The organism is Sorangiineae bacterium MSr12523, assembly GCA_037157775.1.
Classification (GTDB): domain Bacteria; phylum Myxococcota_A; class Polyangia; order Polyangiales; family Polyangiaceae; genus Pendulispora; species Pendulispora brunnea.
This window is the reverse complement of sequence record CP089982.1, coordinates 2308847-2331168: the sequence shown is the minus strand read 5'-3', so window position 1 is coordinate 2331168 and position 22322 is coordinate 2308847. Positions and strand designations below refer to the sequence as shown.

Here is a 22322-nt window from a genome sequence, read left to right as displayed (position 1 = left end):
CTCGAACAGGCAGGAGTCCGAGGTGTTGTACCTGGTTGCCGGCAAGGCGCCGTGCGTGTCTTGCCTGCTCGCAACTCAATTTCGAGGGACTTGGCCCGCGAGGTAACTGAAGTCCTTTGAAAGGGACTGAGCTTCGGGAATCCAGCTTTCGCGAGCCGCCCCTCTGTCGGCCGCGAAAACCTATCCGACGAATCCATTCGCATAAAACAGAACGCGCAAACCTTGCAACTCGTTTTCAAATCACATGGAGCTTTGGTTCATGCGCTTCGCAATCCATTCGTCGAGCTCTGGAGGACGACTCGTTCGCCAGTCGCTGATCGCGCGCCACTCAGAAATCACCGTTTTGAGAAGCGCTTCCTTGCTCTCGACTTCATAGAGGGGTGGTGTGCCGGCGAGTCCGCGCACCGTCCACAGTACTTCCCTCACAACAGCGCCATCAAGTTTCACGCCCTCCATCTCAGCTGCGCGCTCCGCAGCGAACATAGCGTCCAAGAGCAGCGCGAACTGCCGGTGCGCCGCGATATTAACGCGTTGCTCTCTCGCTTGCTCAGTCGTCGGCAAAGGAGTTCCCAGCCTACCTAGCGCAGATTCGACAAGCACATCCAGATCTCCCCGATGTCTCGGCTCTATACGCCTGTCGCGAAGCTTCCAATCGTCGAGAAGCATTTCGGCGATATCAGGTGAAAACCCGCATTTTTCATGAAGCAGATCGCGAACCCGATTGATCGCAGGAAGCGAATCCTGGGCGTGTCGACCCCATACAGGACCAAAAGGCAATAGGCAATCTTGGTAAGTCCGCATTGCGCCTAAATAGACCAACGACCAGATCGCCGCAAATATGGGACTTGCCACTGATGACGAAGGAAACATGGGCTCAACTCATTGTTCAGTCAGCCGACGCGCCTCGCCGCAACGCTGGCGCCAACCATTCTCAGTTGGTCTGCTATTTGTTCAACCTCCGCTAGAATTCCTCGGACCAGGATACGCTCTCCTCGAAGAAGCTTCGGCAACTCTTTGAGCGAAACACCTTCAATCGCACGAATCGTCCCTAACACAGCCATCCTATTTGGCCCCGGCTCGTCTATGGAGAGCTCCCACTCACCTTCGGCTTCATAGAAAGCAGCCCGAGCGCTCGCGGGCATCCCACCATCAACCTCCTCGCCATAGCCACACGATTCACATCGAAACGAGCGACTCGTCCTGAGACTCTTTCCCGAAACAGCTACATAGCTCCGGCGCCCGAGCGCACCGCATTGCGGGCATGTCATGGAACGTGAAACCACATGGTGTCCCATCACTCAAATCCTCGAAGTTGTTAACGCTGTACTACGTTGCAATACCTCGTGTCGATCCTCAAGAGCGCCGGCTCGGTCGGCTCAAGTCATCGGGCTGCTCGAAGCGCTCAAATTTAACCTCCGAAAAGACCTTCAACACGTCATTGATCATATAGACCGCCCAATCCTTCCAATTCTTCGCGTCGGCCTTTCCCTCAAAAACGATCGCAAAGCGTCCTTGATCCTCAATCTCAATACGCGGGTGGACCGAAAAATCGCGTTCGAACTCCAATCGCTATTCCGTTATAGTTCGAGAACGCCAAATACGAACCCAAACACGATTTGCCCTCATCCAAGCAGCCACAAAATCGCACACCAAGGGAAGAACATCCGCATCCGAACAAGCAAAGCGCGCATGCACGATAAACGAGCCGTCACTGCGCCGTTTTGGAAATTTCGTCCTCGACGCGACAAATCGTTTAACCATGGCGTTATTGACCCCAGAGCAGAGGCGGGAGCTTGAAATGCTGCTACCGCATTCCTTCGCAGCGTATCCCAGTCGAAGGTCCGCGTCTTTGCGAGAGAGAGAAGCGCTCGAACGTTAGGGTTCCCAGGTGCCGTTGGGATGATGGCACGAATGGTAGGTCGTTGGGGCGCTCGATTTTGAAGTGTCCGAATCTCCGATGGCTACCGCAAATGGACGCAACTTCGGGCGACTCTGGCCGAAGCCTCTTGAGCGATGATGGAACCACGAACCGACGCAGAAACCGAGCTTCGCCGCTGGGCCATGAGCACATGCGTATTGGCAATGCTGCTCATCGGCGTCATTGTCATCATGGCTTCTCGATCCGTCGTGCGATGTCACGCCACGCTCGAGCCGCTTCCGGAGCCCGACGGGTGGCGGACATGGCCCGTCGCGCCCCAGGACGGTGGCTACGGCATTTCAGTCGCTGTGCGGACGTGGAATTCCAAGCCCATCAGGGAGACAACCCGTCTGGACGACGACGAGGTGTGCCCGCGCGCAGGGATCGTCCTCGACGATACATCCCTTGACTTCCTCACGCAGTACGAGCGTCATCGCGAGGAAATCCAGATTCGTGAGAAGAACGGAGTATTCGTGGTCTCGGGCGATGGGCACGCCCTCGTAGAACCGCGCAAGAATGCCGATGCCAAAGCGGCGCCGCCTCCAATGGAGAATTTTCTCGCTGCATTCCGTCGCCGTGCAGACTCGCGCTTCGCGTGGACATCTACGGCGAGCTTGGTTGTCGTGATTGGAATCGGAATTGCTCTTGTCGGCATTCTGGCCTCGGCTCTCTTGGCACGCCACAAGTTCATCCGAGGCTGTCGCTACCATGATGCAAACCGGTTCAAACAGGGAACGCTCGATCCCTCGGGCGTCATCCGCTTTGCCGACGGCTCGGCCCCGATCCATGTCGCCCCTTCGGAATCGGGCCGCGACGAAGTCGTGCTGGTGCAGCTAACCGGCGAAGGTCGCGGCGACTACCGCACGGCCCCATCAACGGGTGCCGCATCCATCGTGCCCGGTACCGCGGGATACCTCGCGCGACTCGCATTCGAACGTGCAAGCGGCCACCTGCGAGGTGCATTCCTGTGGAGCGCAGTCGTGATCCTTTTGAGCCTCGTCGTTGCTGACCGATTTAGATTGGATTGAGTACCGAGTAGGTCGCCTAGTACGCCGTCGGGGCCTCATGCTGCGTTGACAGCGCGGGGCTCTTTCGATGGGCATGGCCGGTGCATTGCGCGAGAGCGCCATGGCGAATCTGGACGCTAGCGAGATCGATCGAACCAGACCGAGGTTGCACGAGCACGACGATCGCGAGGATGAAGACGCGCGCGATGGCGAGGTGGACAAGCGGCCGCTCCCGGCGCGCATTCGCGCGTGGGTGGCCACGCACAAGGGTGCGACGGCGGTCATTCTCGTCGTCATCGCGACACTCGTGGCGGGTGGCGTGCTGCTCTGGCGATACCTTCGGACGTTCGAGAGCACCGACGATGCGCAAATCGATGGCGATATCACTGCGCTCTCCGCGCGGGTCACTGGCGTCGTAACGGCCGTCCACACCACGGACAACCAGCACGTGAATCAGGGCGACCTGCTCGTCGAGCTGGACGCGGCCGATGCCAAGGTCGCCTTGCAAGAAGCCGAGGCCCGCGTGGTCAGAGCGCGTGCGCAGAATCGGATCGCGCAGGTCGATCGCGGCCGATCGAAGACGCTCGTCGGCTCGGGGAGCCTTGCGGCGGAGGATCTCGACCAACGGACCGCGTCGGCCCAGGTGGCGGCGGCCGAGCTCAAAGCGGCCGAGGCCGCGTTGGAGCAAGCACGTCTCGACCTCGGCTATACGCGGGTGTTTGCGGCGGTAAGTGGCATCGTGGGGAAGAAATCCGTCAATGTCGGCGACCATGTGCAGCCGGGTCAGCGGCTATTGGCCATTGTCCATTCCAATGACCTTTGGGTCACGGCGAACTTCAAAGAAACCCAGCTCGCTCGCATGCAACCCGGTCAACGCGCTCGGGTGTCGGTGGATGCCTTTGGGGTGTCCTACGATGCCGTGGTGGACAGCATGCCGGGCGCCAGCGGCCCGCGCTTCAGTCTTTTCCCGCCTGAAAATGCGACAGGCAATTACGTGAAAGTGGTGCAGCGCCTGCCAGTGCGGCTTCGCTTCGTGCCGGGACAACCGGGACTGGAGCGCCTCCGTCCGGGGATGAGCGTCGTGCCCAAGGTGTACCTGCAATGAGCGCGACTCCGGAGGAGGCGGGCGGATTTCATCCCGGACACAACCCGTGGGGCATCGCGCTGACCGTAACGCTCGCGACATTCATGGAGGTGCTCGACACGAGCATCGCAAATGTGGCACTGCCTCACGTTGCCGGCGGGCTCTCCGCGACGAACGAAGAGAGCACTTGGGTGCTCACGTCGTACTTGGTCTCCAACGCCATCGTATTACCCATCAGCGGCTGGCTGGCCTCACGCATTGGACGGAAGCGCTTTTACATGATTTGCGTGACCCTCTTCACCGTGAGCTCCTTCCTATGCGGCATGGCACCGAGCCTGGGCATGCTCATCTTTTTTCGCGTCCTGCAAGGATTGGGTGGCGGTGGCCTTGCGCCCAGCGAGCAGTCGATCCTCGCCGATACCTTCGAACCGAAGCGGCGCGGAATGGCCTTCGCCGTCTACGGCATGGCCGTCGTTCTCGCGCCCGCCGTGGGCCCGACGCTCGGCGGCTACATCACCGACAACATTGGTTGGCGCTGGATCTTCTTCATCAATGTGCCGGTTGGAATTCTGTCGCTCGTGCTCACCCATCGCGTGGTGCGCGATCCGCCGTGGCTCGCCGAAGAACGCTCGCGAAGAAGGCCCATCGACTTCGTGGGTCTGGGCCTGGTCGCGATCGGCCTTGGCTCGCTCGAGGTCGTCTTGGACAAGGGCCAGCAGGAAGACTGGTTTTCCTCGTCGTTCATTACCTTCTTCGCGATGGCATCCGCGGTGTCGCTCGTGGCGTTCGTGGTGTGGGAGCTCGTTCAAAAACACCCGGTGGTGGACTTGCGCCTGTTCAAGAATCGCAACTTCGCCATATCGAATCTGCTGATTTTCTTTCTCGGCGTCATTCTCTTCGGGACTACGGTTTTGCTTCCACAGTTCTTGCAGACGTTGATGGGCTATTCGGCCCAGAAGGCGGGCATGACGCTCTCGCCGGGGGCGATGAGCATCATCTTGTTCATGCCGTTGATTGGCTTTCTCGTGTCCCACGTGCCGGCCCGCTGGCTGGTCGCGTTCGGATTCGTGGTGACGTGGCTTGCGCTCGAGCGCATGAGCCAGATCAACCTGGATCTCGACTTCCGCACTGCCACGGTGTGGCGTATTTACCAATCGGCGGGAATGGCCTTCCTCTTCATTCCCATCAACACCGCCGCGTACGTCGGCGTGCCGAAGGAAAAGAACAACGACGTGAGCGGCATGCTGAACCTCTCACGCAACGTGGGTGGCAGCGTGGGCATATCGTTCATCACGACGTACATTGCGCGGCAGTCGCAAGTCCATCAGACCTACCTGGTAGGGCACGCTACGCCGTTCGACGAGCCATATCGTGCGTTGATGGACTCCCTGGTTCGAAACAAGATGGCGGAAGGCGCTTCGCTTCCCGATGCGACGCTGGGCGCTCAGGGGCAGATCTACTCGGAGCTAATCCGCCATGCGACGGTGCTGTCCTACGTCGATGTCATTCTGATACTGGCCTTTGCAGCCGCGTGCATTGTGCCGCTCACCTTGTTACTCAAAGCGAACCCGCCCGGTCACGGTCCCGCCATGGCGCACTGAGGGCCTGCGTCTCGTGGCAGGGGTACAGGCGCCCGAGCCGGCTGGCAAGGGCGCTGCTCGTCAGCGCCAAACCGACATTTGCCAGCCACACCGCGCATTGGCGAATGCACGCGCCTCCTCCTCGTTCGATGGAAGCTTGCCATCGAATTGCACGAGAGCAGCATCATGAGAATGAGGAAACGTTTCACAGCGCGATACGAAACGAGAACGGAGTCGTTTCCGAGCCAGGAGAACATGGTAAGATACAGTGTATGGATCCGGCTTTTTCGAGATTGCCGGCGGCGTCGGGTTGCTGCTTCCCGTCACGCAACGGCTGGCCGCCTGGGGACTCATTGCGCTTTATGTGGCCGTGTTTCCGGCCAACGTCAACATGGCGGTCAACCGCATTTCGTTGGATCCGAAGCGCCCGATACCGACGTATCTCTTGTGGCAGCGCCTTCCTTTTCAATTGTTGTTCATCGCCTGGGCGTGGTGGTTCGTGTAAAGGGGCGGCGAGGCGAGGCGACGCCGCCCTCGTCGATGTCAGTAATATCGCTCCAGCAATGTGAAGTCCTGGCTACTCGGTGCGGTGACCGACGTGCGGCTCCCGTACAGGCAACTGTTCGTCGATGTATTGTGGTCGAGACCGAGCACGTGCCCGATTTCGTGGCAGGCCGTGTTCCATCGCTGGGCCGTCGTGCCGGCGTAGCTCTCGTTCAACTGGATGTACGCACCCGCGATATAGGTCTGCGCGGCATTCAGGGTTCGCGTCGTCATGCCCGTCCATCCCGTTGCACCATAAGCGGCGTTGTAGATGATGACGCAGTGGCCGCCGGCGGGACATCCTTGGGAAAAAGCGAAGTAGCGCGAATTGATTCCCGATGCCTCGTTCCACTTCGCGACCGCACGCCCCACCGGCCATGCCGCGGTGGACCGATCGCGGAAGAAGACTTGCGGCCTCGGTTGTCCGCGGGTCGACCAGCGCGCGAAGCAGGTGGTGTCGGTCGCCCAGGTTCGCGCGGTTCCGTAGCTGCACGGCGCCACCCCGGGCGGAGGGGTGCGCTCGTCGAGCGTCACGTCGGGCACGCCCTCGGCGGTGAGCCTCTTCGCCAGTTCTTCGGGCGTGATGCCCTCGGCGGGGGTGTAAATGGACTCGGTGATCGAGCCGTCGGCGTTCTTCTGCACCGAGCGAACATTCCTGGGCGCAGCCTGTGCAGCTTCCGCGCTTTGCGCGTCGCCATCGTTGGCGCCAAGTTCCGAGGAATCCGCGGCGGGATTCTCGTTCATTTGGGTATCACCGTCGGCCGCAACGCATCCCGAGAGAAATGCCATCGTAGCCAAAGACGCTAAAGCAAAAATCGTCGTATTGGGGTTCAAAACAAAGCTCCTCGCGGCCATGCCGCATCTAGAGAGATACTCAAGGAGCTTTGCAGCGGACGTGCCGCACGAATTGGAAACATTCCGCGCCGCGAAAACGTTGAATCACGCGCAAAACGTATTTGCGCGACATGAAATGCATGCACCGACGATCCACAATGAGCTCGCGCCGCACCCCACGATGAGCAGGAAAAGCATGCGTGCTTTTACCTGTTGGGCAAGATACCGACGACCTGCAGCCAGGGTGGCTCGGGGCGAGGGTTTCGTGTGATGCGCATACCGATTCGCTCCATCACGCGTTTCGACGGTGCATTGTCATGGGTCGTCGTGGCAATGATGCGCGCGAGATGCAGGTTGCGCAGTGCCCAGTCGGCAAGTGTCCGCGCGACCTCCGTGGCGTAGCCTTGCCCACGTTGGCGCGAGAATAACGCATAATAGAGCCCCACCTCGGGTGTGTAGCCCTCGTCCGATGGGGACGCCGTCGGGTCGAGGAGCCTGGCCAGCGGCAGGATGCACGGGGCGAGGCCGCATGCCCCGATGGGACGATGTTCGCCTTTTCGCACGATGGCGCGATCGCCATAGGGCGGCTGGTGCAACGCATCGAGCTCCTCGTAGCTCGCCATCGTCCACTCGAGCCACCGCTTGCGCGCATCCAGAGAGCGACCCTCTCCGCCCTCGCGATCGAGCAGCTCGTGGCAGGCCTCGAGATCGGCCTCGACGAAAGGACGAATCATGAGACGCTCGGTCTCGAGGATGGGCATGCGCAAGGTGCTCATAGGCGAAGTCTAGGCGGCTACGGTGGCAGGGACGCAAGGAATTCGGCGATGGCGCGGGCGTGCGCGCGGGGCTCTTCGATGTGACCCATATGGCCGCTCTTCTCCAGAACGACGAGATTCGAGCCGTGAATGCCCTCGTGAAGAGCATTGGCCCATCGCCGCGAGCAGATGAAATCCTTGGTGCCCACGATAACCAAGGTGGGGGCCTTGATTTCACCGAGGCGCGGGCGCACATCGAACAGGTTCGTCACGCCCACATCGGCCGGGGCCGAGGGATCCACACCGCTTTTGGTCGGTGCGACGGCAAAACGCACTTGCGCACGCAGTGGCTCGTACTCCTTTTGTCGCCCGGTCCAGTCGGCGAAGTACAAAGGCATCTCCCGACGAAAGACGGCCGTCATCTCGTCGTCCGTCTTGACGCTCGTCTCTTGGGCCAATCCGGCTTTGGCCTCGGCGAACCAGGGCTCGTGCTCGAACCATTTCAAGTTCGATTCGACGTCTTTTTGCCACTCGGCGCCCGTCGTTGGCGATGTGTCGTAAAGAATCAGCCCGCGCAGGTGCTCGGGGTACGCGAGCGCATACGTCTGCGCCACGAATCCGCCGTGCGAATGCCCCAGCAGGACGAAGCGGTCCACCCCCAGATGCGCGCGCACCCCATCGACGAAGGCCGCGTAGCGCGCGAACGTGTAGCCATTCGGATCGGGAAGATTCCCCGAGGCACCCGATCCCATGGGCTCGATGTACACGACGGTCGCCACCTTCTCGACCTCGGGCATGCGTAGATATGACCACTCGGCACCCGGGCCGCCGGGGTGCGCGAATACGACGGGGCCGCTCCCGTGCACGTGATAGACGATTGAAACGCCCTCGATGAGCACGGATTGTCGACCCGTCTGCGAAAGGACCGTGGCCGGCGGCTTCGAATTTCCACCGCTGCAACCGGTCGCGAGGGATAACGCGAATGCCAGACAGAACGAGAGGAATCTCATACGAAATGCATTAGCATAACAACGATGACCGTCGTCATTGAACTAATGGTCAATCTTCCGCCCCTCCATGGTGAGCTCCCATGAAATGCCGCGGTCGCGCAATTCGGCCGTGTAGATCGAGTCCTTTCGCAATTTGCGCGACATACCCGTGGATAAGGCCGTTACGAGAATCAATGGGAGAACGACGGCGTAATCGCCCGAGAGCTCGAAGGCCATCACGGCGGCCATGAGCGGAGCATGCGTCGTCGCGGCCACGGCGGCGGCCATTCCCACCAGCGCATATCCGCCTGCGGGGCCGACACCAATCCCGGCATGGTGCAGCGCCACGGCATACAAATAGCCCGTACCCCCGCCCAAAAGGAGCACCGGTGTGAACACGCCGCCGGGACTGCCCGAGGAAACGGACGCCGTCGTGGCCAGCGCCTTGCCCAGCAAGAGCACGACGACGAACCCCGCGGTGAAACGCGCACTCAAGAGCGCATCGAGCGGCTCGTAGCCATTGCCGGCCACCTCGGGCAGGAGCGCGACGATGGCGCCCGCGAGCAGTCCGCCCGCAGCGGGGCGCCACGGCAGCGGAAGTGCGGCGCGATGAAATGCCTTTTTGCCAATCGACAACAATCGCATGAACCCCTGCGCCACCAATGTCGCAAGAATCGCGAGCCCGGCGAAGGCCAGAAACTCCGTATCGGCACGAAGCTCGAAAGCGCGCTGCCCGTAGATGGGCCCGGCCCCCACCACGGCACGCGTCAGCGCCGTGGCCACGGCGGTCGCCACCAATGTGGGAACCATCGTGTCGAGCACCACCACGCCGGCCACGACCTCCAATACGAAGAGCACCGCCGCAAATGGCGTATTGTACGCGGCTGCAAACCCCGCGGCGGTTCCAGCGGCAATCAGAATGCGCGCGCGCTCCCTGGATAAACCCAGGCGATCGCTCACCACCTTGCCCGCGGCACCGCCAAATTGAATCAGCGGCCCTTCCCGTCCAATCGAACCGCCCGATGCAATGGCCAGCCACGAGGCCAGCGACTTCATCAGGGTCACACGCATCGAAAGGTGCACGCGCCCCAGCACCACCGCCTCCATGACGTCGTCCACGCCATGGCCGGCAGGCTTGCGCGCGACCCATAATCCCACCACGCCGGCCAGCAAGCCGCCCAATGCGGGGGAAAGCACCCGCAGCCATATCGGCGCACGCGCGAGCGCCGCCACGATATTTCCCTCGCCCGCCGCGTGATGCAGAAAGAACGTCAGCGCCGCACGAAAGGCAATCGCAAAGCCGCCCGCGAACAGCGCCACCAGCAGAATGGCCAGCCCGAAACGACTTCGCTCGCGCGTGTCCTTATCGTCCTTCGTTGGACTCGCCTCCGCTGTCGAGCCAACGGCTCAGTGTTTTGAAGTCGATGCCCAACTTCTCCGCCGTCAGCACTTTTCGTCCGCCGAATCGCTCGAAGGCCCAGGCCACGTAGCGGCGTTGCACCTCGCGCAAGGGAACCACGTCCCCCGAAAAAGCCGTGCCGTTCGGCGCCGCACTGCCCTCGACCACGGTGGCGGGCAGATCGGCCACGCCGATTTCGCGGCTGCGCCCGAGCAGCACTGCGCGCTCCATCACGTGCTCGAGCTCGCGCACATTGCCGGGCCAGCGGTGGTCGAGCATGCGCTCCAGTGCCTCGGGCGCAATCGATTCCACGGGCGAGCGCGGATGCTTCGCCTTGGCCGATGCGAGAAAATGCTCGATGAGCGCCGGCAAGTCGTCACGCCGGTGGCGCAGGGGCGGCAGCGCGATCGAGACCACGTCGAGGCGGTACAAAAGGTCCTCGCGGAATTCGCCCTTGGTCACGCGCTCGCGAAGGTCGCGGTGCGTGGCGGCGAGGATGCGCGCATCCACCGCGCGCTCCTTGTTCGAACCGACGGCGCGAACCGTGCCGCTTTCGAGCACGTGAAGAAGCTTGGCCTGGAGGGCCGGCGCCATTTCGCCAATCTCGTCGAGGAAGAGCGTTCCGCCATCGGCTTCCTCGAGCAGCCCCACACGGTTCGCGGTGGCGCCCGTAAAAGCGCCTTTGACGTGGCCAAAGAGTTCGCTCTCCAGCAGATTCTCCGGCAGCGATGCGCAATTCACCGACACGAACGGCGCCTCCGCCCGCGCGCCTTGCGCGTGAATCGCGCGGGCGACGAGGCCCTTACCCGTGCCGGTCTCGCCGGTGATCAACACCGGCACCGAGGCATCGGCAACGCGCTCGACGAGATCGCCCACCTCACGCATCGCCGCGCTCTCACCGACGAGATTCTCCAGCCCGAACCGAGAGCGAAGCGCACGGCGCAACGCCACGGCCTCGCGCCGCAGTTTCGACTCGCCCAGTGCCCTTTCCACGAAGAGCACGAGCTCCTCCACCTTGAAGGGCTTCGTCATGTAGTGGTACGCGCCCTGCCGAATCGACTCGATGGCCGTATCCACCGCGCTGTACGCCGTCATGACGATGACCGGGCGCGATGGATCCGCCTTGCGCGAGACCGCCAGAAGCCCCAACCCATCGATGCGCGGCATGCGCAAATCCGTCACCAACAAATCGAGGGGCTCACGCTCGAGAAGCGCGGCCGCATCACGGCTCGAGGCCATGGGCGTCGCGTCATAGCCGCGATCGGCCAAGCCGTCGGCGATCATTTCGGCCATCGACATTTGATCGTCGACGACCAGGATGCGCGCAGGTTTTCGAGAGGAGGGCGGCTCAGGCATGGTCGTCACCGGCGATGGGAAGGGACACGGATGCTTGGGTTCCTCGGCCATCCGCGCGCGGGCGGAGAGTGAGGGAGCCTCGATGATGTTTCACGATTTCGTTGGCGATGGCGAGCCCTAGTCCGGTCCCCTTGCCCTCCGGTTTGGTCGTGAAAAATGGCTCCGTAGCGCGCTCGGCCGCGTCGGCGGGAATGCCCACACCGTCGTCGGTCACGGTGAAGTCGACGTCATGCTCGCGGCGTCGAACCGCGAGATGCACCGTGCCATCGCGCTCGCAGGCGTCGCAAGCATTGAGCAGCAGGTTGACCAGCACCTGCTCGAACAGCCGCGCGTCGCACGCGATCTTCGGCAGATCGGGCGGGATATCTATCGTGAGGCGAACCTCCGCTTTCTCGAAGCGATGCTCCACCAGCTCCACCGCCGTCCGTGCCACCGCAGCCGCCTCGCGGTGCGCGAGCGAGGGCTCGGCGCCGCGCGCGAGCGAAAGGAAACCGCGTATCACCGCGTCGATGCGCTCGGTCTGCTGCAGAATGCTCTCCACGGCGCGGCGTGCGCGGTCGTCGCTCTGCTTCGGGAGAAGCTGCTCGGCGCGTCCGACGATGACACCGAGCGGCGTGGAGACTTCGTGCGCAATGCCCGTGGCCAGCGCACCCATCGTGGCCAGCTTGTCGGCGCGCACGAGGCGCTCGTCGCGTTCGTTTCGCAAGGTGGTGACGGCGAGCTGGTGCGACAGCTCGAGTTCCTTGCGCTGCGTGCGCATGGCCAGCCCGCCGAAGGCGAGCACGAGCCCCGACGCCACGAGCACGCCGAGCACCAGCCGCCACTGCCCGCGCACTTCGCGATCGCGAAAGGCACGCGCCGTGGCGACGACGGCCACGGTCCAACGCTGTCCGGCCGTCTCGAAGGTGCGCACGCCTGCGAGGGCCGTGCGGGCGGGCAGCCCGAGATCCGCCGCCTCGGGGCGCGTGAGTCGGACGGCACCATGCGCGCCCTCGAGGGCCTTCGAGCGCACCACGGATCCATCGCTCGCGACGAGTCCCTCGATGCCGGGCTTCGCGATGAACACGCGCACCGCGTGCGGACGCTCCACCGCGTGGATGGCCCCCGTCAAGTTGTCGGGGGACGCCGAAAGCGCATCGGCCAGCGCCAACGGTTCCTGAGCAAAGTCGGTCAACATCGCCGCGGACTCTTTCCGTTCGTCCCAATATGCAAGCGCCGTGACCAGCGAAATGGCCGCGATCATCGACGCGACGAGTTGGAAAATTTCCAATCTGGCTCGGAGGAATTCCAGTCGAGGAAAGGCCACGGAACGATGTTTAGCCGGAAAATCCCGGCTGGCCCACGTCCTGCTCTGACCGGGGCGATTCGATGCTTCTTCGACTTCGTTTTCCCTTCGCGTTGAGCCTCGCGCTCGCCACCTCGGCCACTTGGTTCTTCGCGGCGGGCTCGGCCCACGCCGAAGTGCGCACCATGAGCCTTCCCGAGGCCCTTGCCTTTGCTCGCACGCACCAGCCTCGCATCCGTGCGGCGCTGGCGCGGGTGGCGGCGCAAAAAGAAGAGGCGGAGGTTCCGCGTTCGCAGTGGCTTCCCACCCTGGGCGTGACCGCGCAGCTCTTTGCCGCGACGGCGAACAATACGACGGGCGGGTACGTGTCACCCGGAGGCATCGACATTCCGCGCATCGGTGGAACGCGCGCCGTATCGTCGGGCACATGGCAGCCGTACGCCAATTCGTTCATTGGCGCGAGCGGGAACCAAGAGCTCTTCGACTTCGGGCGCATTGCCGCACAATCGGCCGCCGCCGATGCGCGCATCGATGTGGAACGGCAGCGCGCGCGATCCTCGGAGCTCGACGTCACGTTCGACGTCGAGGAAGCGTACTTCGCGGTGCTTGCGAGCAAGGCGGTGGTGAAAGCCTCCGAGGACGCGTACGACCGCGCGCGGGCGCACCGCGATCTCGCGAAGGCGGGCGTCGATGCAGGCCTGCGTTCGCCCATCGAGCTCACGCGCGCCGAGGCGGATCTCACGCGCTTCGACATCGGGCGCGTGCGCGCGCGCGGAGGTCTCGCGGTCGCGCAAACGACGTTCGCCGCCGCCGTGGGCTCCGACGACGCCTCCCTGGATGCGGGCCCCGCACCAGCCACGCCGCCGGACTTGCCGCTGCTCGACGGAGCGCTCCGCCGTGCGGCCGAGCGCGATCCGCGGCTGCTCGCGATGCGGGCGGAGATTCACGCGGAAGAGGAGCACACCCGCGCGATCGGGGCCGAGTTGCGCCCCGAGCTTTTCCTCACGGGCACCATCTCGGGGCGCGCGGGAGGAGCCGCGCCCTCGGGCAATGGCGAGGCGGCGGAGCACGATGGATGGCTCCCCAACGTGCCCAACTGGGACGCGGGCATCGTGCTGCGCTGGCCGCTGTTCGATGGCACCGTCCACGCACGCGAACGCGCCTCGCGCGCACGCGAGCAGGTGCGGCGCGAAGAGCTCGCGGGTGCGCAGCACGACGAGGCCGCGGCCATTCGCACGGCCTATGGTTCCGTGCAGATTGCACGCGATGCGCTGCCCGGACTGCAGCGCGCCCTCGAGGCGTCGCACGCGAACTATGCGCAGGCCGAGGCGCGTTTTCGCTCGGGACTGGGCACGAGCGTGGAGCTCGCCGATGCGGAGGCGCTGCGCACGGATGCCGAGATTCAACTTGCGCTGGGGCAGTTTGAACTTGCGCGCGCCCGCGCCGTTTTGGGCCGCGCCATTGCCGAGGACTCATGATCTTCCATCTCGCAGGCCGGCGCGTGCCGGTGCTCATCGGCGCGTCGGTGGCCGCGCTGCTTACCCTGGGAACCGCGATGGTGCACCGCGCCGAATCGCGCACGAACCACGTCGCCTTGGCCGATGCGCCGAAGCCCGTCACCGTGGTCGACGCGCAAGGCACGACGTACCGCCCGTCGCGCACCTACGTGGGGACCCTGGAGCCGTGGGTCTCCGCGAACATCGGACCGCAGCTGGTCAGTGCCTACGTGGACACGGTGCTCGTGCGGCCGGGCGCCATCGTGAAGCGCGGCGACGTGTTGGCCACGCTCGACTGCCGCAACGCGAGCGCGATGAGCCAGGCCGTCACCATGCAAGCGCGTGCGCTCGAGGCGCGGCAGAAGGCCCTGGCCAACGAGGCCTCGCGCGTGCACGGCCTGCTCGATGGCGGCTTCGTCTCGCCCAACGAGGCGGAACAAAAAGAGGCACAGAGCTCGAGCGAGCAAGCGCAACTCCTCGCGCAGCAAGCCAAGGTGCTGGGCACTTCGCTCGAGGTCAACGACTGCGTGCTGCGCGCACCGTTCCACGGCGAGGTCGCGACCCGTACGATGGATCCCGGCGGGTTCGTGCGGCCCGGCAGCGCCATCGTCTCCCTCGTCGACCGAAGCACCGTGCGCGTCACCGCGAATGCCCCCGAGGTCGACTTCGGCGTCGTCGCACCGGGCACCAAAGTCGTCATCCACGTCATCGCCACGAACCGCGACATCGAGGCCACCATCGCACGACGCGCCCCCGCTGCCGATCCCGCAACGCGCACGGTGCACTTCGAGCTGGACGTGCCCGATCCCGAGAGCGTCATCCCCGTGGGCACCACCGGCGAAATCCGCATCGAGGTCGGCGCCCCCTCGCCCGCCACGTCCATCCCGCTTTCCGCGGCCACGGTGCGCGGCACGAAGGCGAGCATCTTCGTCGAGGAAAACGGCATCGCACACGCGCGCAGCGTTCCCGTTTTGGGCGAGCTCGCCGGCACCCTGTTTCTCGATCCGCAGCTCGCGCCGGGCGCACACGTGATCCTCGAGGGCCGGGCCCTCCTCAACGACGGCGACCGGGTGGCCCAATGACGAAGCTCTCCCTGCGCAATCCCATTGCCATCGTGATGATCGCCGTCGCGCTGCTCGTCTTCAGCGCGGTGGTCACGCCCCGCATGGCCGTCGACACCTTTCCCGAGCTCACGCCGCCCGTGTTGGTCGTCGGCACCTTGGCCCCAGGCCTTGGCCCCAAGGACGTGGAGAAGACGCTGACATGGCGCATCGAAAAATACGTGAGCGCCACGCCGGGAGTGGACCACGTCGAAAGCGTCTCGCGGAACAATTTGTCCATCGTCTTCGTGTGGCTCAAATGGGGAACGGACCTCAATGCCGCGCAAACGTTGGTCCAGCAGCAAACCGCATTTGCCATGAGTGCCGTGCCCAAGTCGCTCGGGGTGCTGCCGCCCTTCGTGCTGCAGTACGATCCGTCGAATGCGCCGGTGGTGCAGGTCGCGGTATGGGGTGGCGGCCTTTCCGGCCCGCAGCTTTACGACTATGCGCTGAACAACATCGAGCCCGTGCTCGAAGGGATCCCCGGCGTCGCAAGCGCCGCGCTCAATGGCGGGCGGCAGCGGCAGATCAATGTCGTCGTCGACCCCGTGGCCGCGCAGGCGCGTGGCATCACCTCGAGCGACGTCGGTGCGGCCGTCGCGCAGTCGAATGCGCTCTTGCCATCGGGCGTTTTCATCTCGCCCTCGTTCGACTCCAACGTGTACACCAATGCCGTTCCCGAGCGCATCAAGACCATCGGCGATGCCATCGTCAAAGTCCGCGATGGCAAACCGGTGCTCATTCGCGACGTGGCGCGCGTGGAGGACGGCGGAAGTCCGGAGACGCAATCGGTGAGCGTGAACGGCGAAAACGCCGTGTACCTCAATGTGCTGCGCGTTCCGGGGGGCAACACGCTCGACATCGTCGATGCGGTGAAGAACGCCACCGAGCATTTGAAAAACCTGCCGCCCGGCGTGCAGGTCAAACCGATTTTCGATCAGTCGACCTTCGTGCGCACCACGTACCATGGCCTCAAACAGGAGATCGTGCAGGCCCTGGTGCTCATCGCACTCGTGATCCTGCTCTTTCTTCAAAGCGTGCGCGGAACGCTCATCGTCTCGGTGGCCATTCCCCTTTCCTTCGCAATCACACTCATCGTCCTGTATGCCACGGGGCAAACGCTGAACGCATTCACCTTGGGCGGGCTTACCCTGGCCATGGGGCGGCTCGTCGACGACGCCGTCGTGGTGCTCGAGTCCATTCACCGGCACCAACGACTCGGAATGTCCACTGCGGAGGCGGCCCTCGAGGGAACGCGCGCCGTCGTGATGCCGGTGCTCGCGTCCACCCTCACGACGATGGCGGTGCTGCTGCCGGTGCTCTTGCTCGCGGGCCTCGCGAAAAAGCTCTTCGCGCCGCTCGCGCTCACGGTGGCCGTGGCCATGAGCGCGTCGTACTTCGTCAGCGTGTGCGTCACCCCCGTGGCGTGCCGCTTTCTGCTCGGGCATGCCGAGCCGGGGAAATTCGCACGGCGCGTGCAAGCCTCCATCGACGCACTGGCCGAGGGCTACGCGCGCGTGCTTCGCGCGGTGTTGCCGTTTCGCTGGTTCGTCGTGGCCGCGTGCGCGGTGCTCACCGTCTGGGCCGTGTGGGTCTCCGCTCGATTGCCGAGCACCTTCTTTCCCGAAATCGACGAATCCATGGAGCGCGTCTACGTGCGCCTCGCGCCCGGCGTCTCCCTCGCCGAGGCCACCGAGAAGGTTCAGGCCATGGGCAAAGCCCTCGCCGACGAGCTGCCCAAGGGCAACGTCGACCTGGTGCTCACCAACGTGGGCTCGCCCAACAATGCGCGCAGCGCCATGACGAGCCCCAACAGCGGCCCCAATATGGGCTTCATTCGATTATCCCTGGTCGATGCCGACAAGCGCACGCTCTCGCAGCGCGAGCTCGCCGACCGAGCGCGCGAAATCCTCGTGCGCAAGTTCCCCGGCGTGGAATTCTTGCAATGGCCCGGCGGCCTCGTGGCCAGCGTTTTCGCCAATGGCTACATCGCGCCGCTGGTGCTCGAGGTGCGCGGGGACAACCTCGCCGAGCTCGATGCGCAAGCCAAGGCCATCGCCGAGGTGGCGCGCACCGTGCCCGGACTGCGCGACGTGCGCGTGTCGCTTCAAAGCGACTACCCCGAGGTGCGCGTCGAGACCGAGCGCGAAGAGGCGGGCCTCGTGGGCGTCACCGCCCGCAATGCCGCGCAGACCACGCTGGAGGCCACCTTGGGCAATATCAATAGCCCCAGCGTGTGGATCGATCCGAACAATGGTCAATCCTATTACGTCGTCACCTATTACGACGGGCACCGCGTCGGCGATCCCAGCGCACTCGCGCAGATCCCCGTCCGCGCCACCGACGACGGAAAAGCCATTTCGCTCGGCGCCTATGGGCATGTGCGCCGCTCCGTGGGCCCCATTGCCGTCGAGCGCAATCAACTGCAGCGCGCCGCCCACGTGCTCGCGCAAACGGAGGGGCGCGACATCGGCAGCGCCACATTGGAGCTGGAAAAGCGTTTGGCCAGCGATCCGCGCACCCGGAATATCCACTTCGACTTCGTGGGCCAGGTTCAATTGATGCGCACCACGTTCTCGGGCCTCGGCCTGGCCATCGGCCTCGCGGTCATGGTGGTCTTCATGCTGATGGCCTCGCAATTCAAGTCGGTGCGGCTGCCCTTCGTCATGTTGTTTACGATTCCCGTATCGCTATTCGGCATCGTCATGGCCCTCATGGGCGCGGGCCAAGGATTCTCCATCACGGCGCTGATGGGCATTCTCATGGTCGTCGGCATTGCCGTCTCCAATGGGATCCTCCTCGTCGACGACGCCAACCGCCGCATGCACGAAGGTACGGAAAGGCTGGAAGCGATCATCGCCGCCGCACGCTCGCGTTTCGTGCCCATTGCCATGACCAGCCTCGCCACGGTCATTGGCCTTTTGCCCACCGCCTTCGCCCTCGAAAAAGGCACCGAGGCCAATCAGCCTCTCGCGTTGGCCGTCGTCGGCGGGCTCACATCGTCCACGCTGCTGTCGCTCTTTTTGGTGCCGGTCATCTTCCTTTTGCTAGCCCCCAAAGTCGCGCTCGATGCCCAGGGCCGCAATGGCGGTGGCGAGCATCTCGTAGTGGCCCACCAAGAGGCATAGTTCGATGAGCTGCCGCTCGTCGTAGTGGGTGCGCAGCTCCGACCAGATTGCCGGCTCGATGCGGCGCGTTTCCACGAGACCATCGACGGCGCGGATCAAGGCACCGCGCCGTCCTGCGAAGAAGTCCGCGGCGCCGTCCTGAAGCACGGCATCGATGTCGCCGGCGGAGAGGCCGCGGCGGCGCCCCAGTCGAACATGATGATCCATCTCGTAGCGGCAGCCGCGCAAAAACGCGACGCGCAAAATGGCCAGCTCCGTTTCGGCGGCGGGGAGTGCGCCGTTGGGCATGAGGAACGAGGCGAACAGGAGCCACGCGCGAAAGAGCCGCCCATGGCGGCCGAGCGTCGTGAAGAGCCGCGCCTCGCGCACGCCGCTCGCGCGGGCGATGGCGCGGCAGAGAGCCCAATTGACCAATCCGAGTTCGCGCAAACCTCCCGGAGCGATGCGCACGTCCTCGCGCATGTCGTGGCGCATCTCCTGGTTCATTCGGCGGAACCTGCGCCGGGTTGCGGCGTCGTCAAACGCGCATTCTCCGCGCGTGCAATGTCGAGCGCATAGGCCAGCCTGGGGAGCGGCCATCGATCGACGAAGGCCTGCGCCAGCATGCGAAACTGCACGATGAACCCCACCCGCCTCGGTGCATAGATGTGCCGCTGGCGCTCTGCAATTCCGCGCTCGAACGCGGTAATGGCCGTCTCCAGCGGAGCGACCGAAAAGAGCGCGCCCAGGCCCGCCTCGTGCGTCAAACACTTGGCCGCCTGCGTGCCAAAACCGATGGACGTCATCTCCGTATCGATTTCGGACAGGTAGGCCACCCCCACCTTCGCGCCCGTGTGCTTCATCTCGATGCGCAAGGTATTGGCCAATGCCTCCACGGCGACCTTCGACGCCGAGTACGCGCCCATCAACGGCAGATGAATCGCCGCCGCCGCCGAGGCCACCGCAAGCGCGTAACCGTTCGCGTGTGCAATGTGCGGCCCCGCCGCGCGCAACGTGTAGAACGCGCCCATCACGTTGACGTCGATGGTCCGGCGCATCACTTCCACGTCGCCACCGAGCATGGCCATCTGCGCGGCGACGCCGGCGTTGGCCACGACCACGTCGAGTCCGCCAAGCTCGCGTGCCGCGGCCTCGATCACCTCCTCCACCTGCCGTGAATCGGTCACATTGCAGTAGCGATTTGGCGCGCCGCCACATTGTTCCGCCACCGCCGCAAGCCGTTCGGGCTCCAGGCCGATGAGCGACACGCGCGCACCGCGAGCATGCAGTCTCTTTGCCAACGCCGCGCCAATCCCGCGTGCGGCGCCAGTGATGAGCACGCGCCTACCGGAAAGATTTCGATCGATTTTGCTCATCTTTGGACGACCACCTTTCGTATACATCGTGTATACCAAGTCTAAGATGCAAGCAAGCAGCCCTAAAGATTTGCACCTCCCCACCATCCCCGTGTCGTACCCGCTCCTCCTCCTCGAAATTCTCGAGGAACGGGGCATCTCCCGGGACGCCGCATTGCGCGATACCGGAATTCAGCCCGCCCTCTTGAGCCAAGCCGAGGCTCGGCTGACCACCCTGGAATGGGTGCGCCTGGCCACGAACGCCCTGCAACTCAGCGGAGACGAAGGCCTCGGCTACGAATACGGATTGCGTCTGCGCCCCTCGGCGCACGGATTTCTCGGCTACGCGGCGATGACCGGCGCCAACATGCGCGAGGCGGTGGACCTCGGCGTGAAATACTTCCGCGCGCGCCTACGGCAGTTCCATCTTCACTTTTTGCAAGACGACGAATGGGCCGCCGTGGAGCTGCGCGAGCGCGAACGGCTCCCGGTGCTTCGCAGCTTCTTCATCGAGTGCGTCGTCATCGGCCTTTCACACTTGCACAGTACACTCATCGGCGAGGCGCGCGCCGAGGGCGAGCTCTGGTTCGATTGGCCCGAGCCCGTGTATTACGCGCGCTACCGCGACAGGCTTCCGCCCGTGCGCTTTTCGCAGCCGGCCAACTTGGTGCGCTTTCCCAAGACGTATTTGGACCGCCGCCCGCTCCTGGCCGACGAGGCCGCGCACCGGCAGGCCCTCACGCAGGTCGAGCGTGAATACGCCAGCGTCCGCGAAGAGGAGGACGGCGATCTGGTAGCGCGCGTGCGAGCCGAATTGCATTTGTCGCTCGGTGGCTACCAAGACGTGCGCACGCTCTGCGCGAGGCTGGGCATGTCGCCGCGCACCCTCCGGCGCAAGCTCGGGGCACAACGAACGAGCTACCAGACGCTCCTCGACGAAGCCCGCCAACGCGACGCGCGCCATTTGCTCGAAGCCTCCGATCTCGACGTGCAGACCATCTCGGCGCGCGTGGGCTTCGACAATCCTGCGAACTTCACCCGCGCCTTCAAGCGCTGGACGGGCTGCACGCCGAGCGGGGTGCGGCATTCGCGCACCAAAGAACAGGCGCATTAGACATTATCTAGCTCCTATTCGGTGGCATCCACCTTGATATCCTCCGCACGAGCCCTGTCCTTCTCGGCGATCTTTGGCACGTGCGCGTGATGCGGAGCATTCCCCTCTCGACGAAAGCTTCGAGCAAAGGCTGTACCTCGTCCCAGTCGTAGGGACTTCCCGTCTTCCAAGAGCAACCTTCGCAAGCGCGGAACAACTGCACGGACACGAGCTTCGTGCAAAATTCGAAGAACGCTCCATCGCGCACGCGGACGACGTGTCCGTCCTGATAAAGGAAGAGGATGGGCGATCCATCTTCGCTCTTTCCAAAAGCGCATGTGATGGGCTTGCCAGGTGGAGCGGCAAGAATGTCGCTTGGATGAACGGTCTTTGCCGGACCGGGTGCCTCGGCGGACGCACGAGAATGGACGGAGCCATTGTTGGCGATAAGCTGTTTCCAAGCCTGTTTCAACTCCGTGCTGTCCTGACGGAGTTTCGAAAGAGAGGCGATCGTCTCATCGAGACGGGCCGCGAAGAAGTCGGTGAGCTCTGCTTCCGCAGAAGGGTCTGCGGGGGGTGACAAGGGAACGTAACGCCAGAGATCTTCGGCGTTGAAACGGTCCCGCAGGTACACCTCCATCACATCGCGGAACGTGGCATGCACGAACTCGAACGAGCAGGATACGGACACCTCGTTGGTATCGCACTCCGTAGCGTGCCACGTGCCGCTCGGAACGAAGAGGACGTCCCCGGGACGCAACGTGATTCGACGAAACGACGCGCGCTCGACGTGCTCGTAGCGCGGCGAGTACCCCGACATGTCCACATCGGCCATTCCGTTGGCGCAGACAACGCTCGCCGTGGAAGGTGCCACGACGTGGGCCTCCTGTCCCACGTGCCAGGATTTGGTGCCTACGAGCTGCACATGGATGGAGGAGAACATGTCGAAGTGCGTGGAGAGCCCGCGACTCGGAGAGGACATCCACAGAGAGCACGACGTGCGGCCTGCATGTCCAAGTCGGGTTCTCAATTGCGCCACCCAGCGGGCAAGATCGGGTATGACGGAGTCGATCCCGTATGCTGCGACCGTGGCGCCTGCGGCGAGAAGCGCACGCACCTGCTGGGGCTGGGCATTCATCCGTGGAAGGTCCTCGGCCGCGTCTCGCTGGGCCACTTGCCCGCGGCTCTGGAAGAACGCTGCGAGATTGATACTGCCGCCTCCCGTGCTCTCGCTGACGATGTCCACGAGCTGCGCAAGATGGGGAATGCCACCGAAGAGTCGTTCGAGTTTCCCGAGGGATCCGGGCACGTGAAGAGGCCTGCGAAGCCAGTGATGCGATAGGAATGTCGAGAGCTCCACGGGCGCGAGCAGCTCCTCGAAGCTGACGTTCGCGGTAGAATCCATTTTCCAAAAACCGCAA

General features: G+C 63.8%; 19 protein-coding genes. 8 read left to right on the top strand and 11 right to left on the bottom strand.

Annotated elements, in window-relative coordinates:
• Positions 1–240 precede the first annotated feature (240 nt).
• Both LZC95_09350 and LZC95_09345 read right to left on the bottom strand, forming a co-directional pair.
• Entirely contained in the window at positions 241–870 is a 630-nt protein-coding gene (locus tag LZC95_09350) for a hypothetical protein (GenBank protein WXA97039.1), read from the bottom strand.
• Between the two features lie 483 nt (positions 871–1353).
• Positions 1354–1566 (bottom strand): hypothetical protein, encoded by a 213-nt coding sequence (locus LZC95_09345; GenBank protein ID WXA97038.1) that lies wholly within the window; start codon positions 1564–1566, stop codon positions 1354–1356.
• Between the two features lie 447 nt (positions 1567–2013).
• On the opposite strand from LZC95_09345, the gene LZC95_09340 reads away from it, so the two are divergent.
• The 4 genes from LZC95_09340 to LZC95_09325 all read left to right on the top strand — a co-directional run bounded on the left by LZC95_09340 (position 2014) and on the right by LZC95_09325 (position 6094).
• The gene (locus LZC95_09340) at positions 2014–2946 is read left to right on the top strand and encodes a hypothetical protein (protein ID WXA97037.1); all 933 of its coding nucleotides are present in this window, start codon (positions 2014–2016) and stop codon (positions 2944–2946) included.
• Between the two features lie 73 nt (positions 2947–3019).
• Positions 3020–4030 (top strand): HlyD family secretion protein, encoded by a 1011-nt coding sequence (locus tag LZC95_09335; protein WXA97036.1) that lies wholly within the window; start codon positions 3020–3022, stop codon positions 4028–4030.
• Entirely contained in the window at positions 4027–5610 is a 1584-nt protein-coding gene (locus LZC95_09330) for a DHA2 family efflux MFS transporter permease subunit (protein WXA97035.1), read from the top strand. The genes LZC95_09335 and LZC95_09330 overlap by 4 nt, the downstream gene beginning before the upstream one ends.
• Before the next feature lie 247 nt (positions 5611–5857).
• On the top strand, positions 5858–6094 hold the full coding sequence (locus LZC95_09325) for a hypothetical protein (protein ID WXA97034.1): 237 nt from the start codon (positions 5858–5860) through the stop codon (positions 6092–6094).
• A gap of 38 nt (positions 6095–6132) precedes the next feature.
• Here LZC95_09325 and LZC95_09320 read toward each other — a convergent pair whose 3' ends face one another.
• The 6 genes from LZC95_09320 to LZC95_09295 form a co-directional block, all read right to left on the bottom strand.
• Positions 6133–6876 carry a hypothetical protein gene (locus tag LZC95_09320; protein ID WXA97033.1) on the bottom strand — a complete coding sequence of 248 codons (744 nt, stop codon included), beginning with the start codon at positions 6874–6876 and terminating at the stop codon, positions 6133–6135.
• 296 nt (positions 6877–7172) lie between these two features.
• Positions 7173–7742, bottom strand: a complete 570-nt coding sequence (locus LZC95_09315; protein ID WXA97032.1) for a GNAT family N-acetyltransferase — start codon at positions 7740–7742, stop codon at positions 7173–7175.
• 17 nt (positions 7743–7759) lie between these two features.
• Positions 7760–8731 (bottom strand): alpha/beta hydrolase, encoded by a 972-nt coding sequence (locus LZC95_09310; protein WXA97031.1) that lies wholly within the window; start codon positions 8729–8731, stop codon positions 7760–7762.
• A gap of 42 nt (positions 8732–8773) precedes the next feature.
• Positions 8774–10030 (bottom strand): chloride channel protein, encoded by a 1257-nt coding sequence (locus LZC95_09305; protein WXA97030.1) that lies wholly within the window; start codon positions 10028–10030, stop codon positions 8774–8776.
• A 43-nt stretch (positions 10031–10073) separates the two neighbouring features.
• The gene (locus LZC95_09300) at positions 10074–11465 is read right to left on the bottom strand and encodes a sigma-54 dependent transcriptional regulator (GenBank protein WXA97029.1); all 1392 of its coding nucleotides are present in this window, start codon (positions 11463–11465) and stop codon (positions 10074–10076) included.
• Complete coding sequence (locus LZC95_09295) at positions 11458–12708, bottom strand: ATP-binding protein (protein WXA97028.1); 1251 nt, start codon at positions 12706–12708, stop codon at positions 11458–11460. The genes LZC95_09300 and LZC95_09295 overlap by 8 nt, the downstream gene beginning before the upstream one ends.
• 125 nt (positions 12709–12833) lie before the next feature.
• On the opposite strand from LZC95_09295, the gene LZC95_09290 reads away from it, so the two are divergent.
• From LZC95_09290 to LZC95_09280, 3 genes are read left to right on the top strand one after another with little or no spacing between them, the layout of a single operon-like run.
• The gene (locus LZC95_09290) at positions 12834–14228 is read left to right on the top strand and encodes a TolC family protein (GenBank protein WXA97027.1); all 1395 of its coding nucleotides are present in this window, start codon (positions 12834–12836) and stop codon (positions 14226–14228) included.
• Entirely contained in the window at positions 14225–15328 is a 1104-nt protein-coding gene (locus LZC95_09285) for an efflux RND transporter periplasmic adaptor subunit (protein WXA97026.1), read from the top strand. The genes LZC95_09290 and LZC95_09285 overlap by 4 nt, the downstream gene beginning before the upstream one ends.
• The gene (locus LZC95_09280) at positions 15325–18474 is read left to right on the top strand and encodes an efflux RND transporter permease subunit (protein WXA97025.1); all 3150 of its coding nucleotides are present in this window, start codon (positions 15325–15327) and stop codon (positions 18472–18474) included. Before LZC95_09285 ends, LZC95_09280 begins: the two co-directional genes overlap by 4 nt.
• Here the strand turns inward: LZC95_09280 and LZC95_09275 are convergent.
• Positions 18394–18960: a carboxymuconolactone decarboxylase family protein gene (locus LZC95_09275; protein ID WXA97024.1), complete on the bottom strand. Its 567-nt coding sequence runs from the start codon at positions 18958–18960 to the stop codon at positions 18394–18396. The two genes, LZC95_09280 and LZC95_09275, sit on opposite strands and share 81 nt — an antisense overlap.
• Positions 18957–19829, bottom strand: a complete 873-nt coding sequence (locus LZC95_09270; protein WXA97023.1) for an SDR family NAD(P)-dependent oxidoreductase — start codon at positions 19827–19829, stop codon at positions 18957–18959. The genes LZC95_09275 and LZC95_09270 overlap by 4 nt, the downstream gene beginning before the upstream one ends.
• Positions 19830–19875: 46 nt before the next feature.
• Between LZC95_09270 and LZC95_09265 the strand changes: the two genes are divergently transcribed.
• Positions 19876–20922, top strand: coding sequence for an AraC family transcriptional regulator (locus LZC95_09265; protein ID WXA97022.1), 1047 nt, complete (start codon positions 19876–19878; stop codon positions 20920–20922).
• Positions 20923–20929: 7 nt separating this feature from the next.
• Here the strand turns inward: LZC95_09265 and LZC95_09260 are convergent, their stop codons facing one another.
• Complete coding sequence (locus tag LZC95_09260) at positions 20930–22306, bottom strand: cupin domain-containing protein (protein WXA97021.1); 1377 nt, start codon at positions 22304–22306, stop codon at positions 20930–20932.
• Positions 22307–22322: the final 16 nt, after the last annotated feature.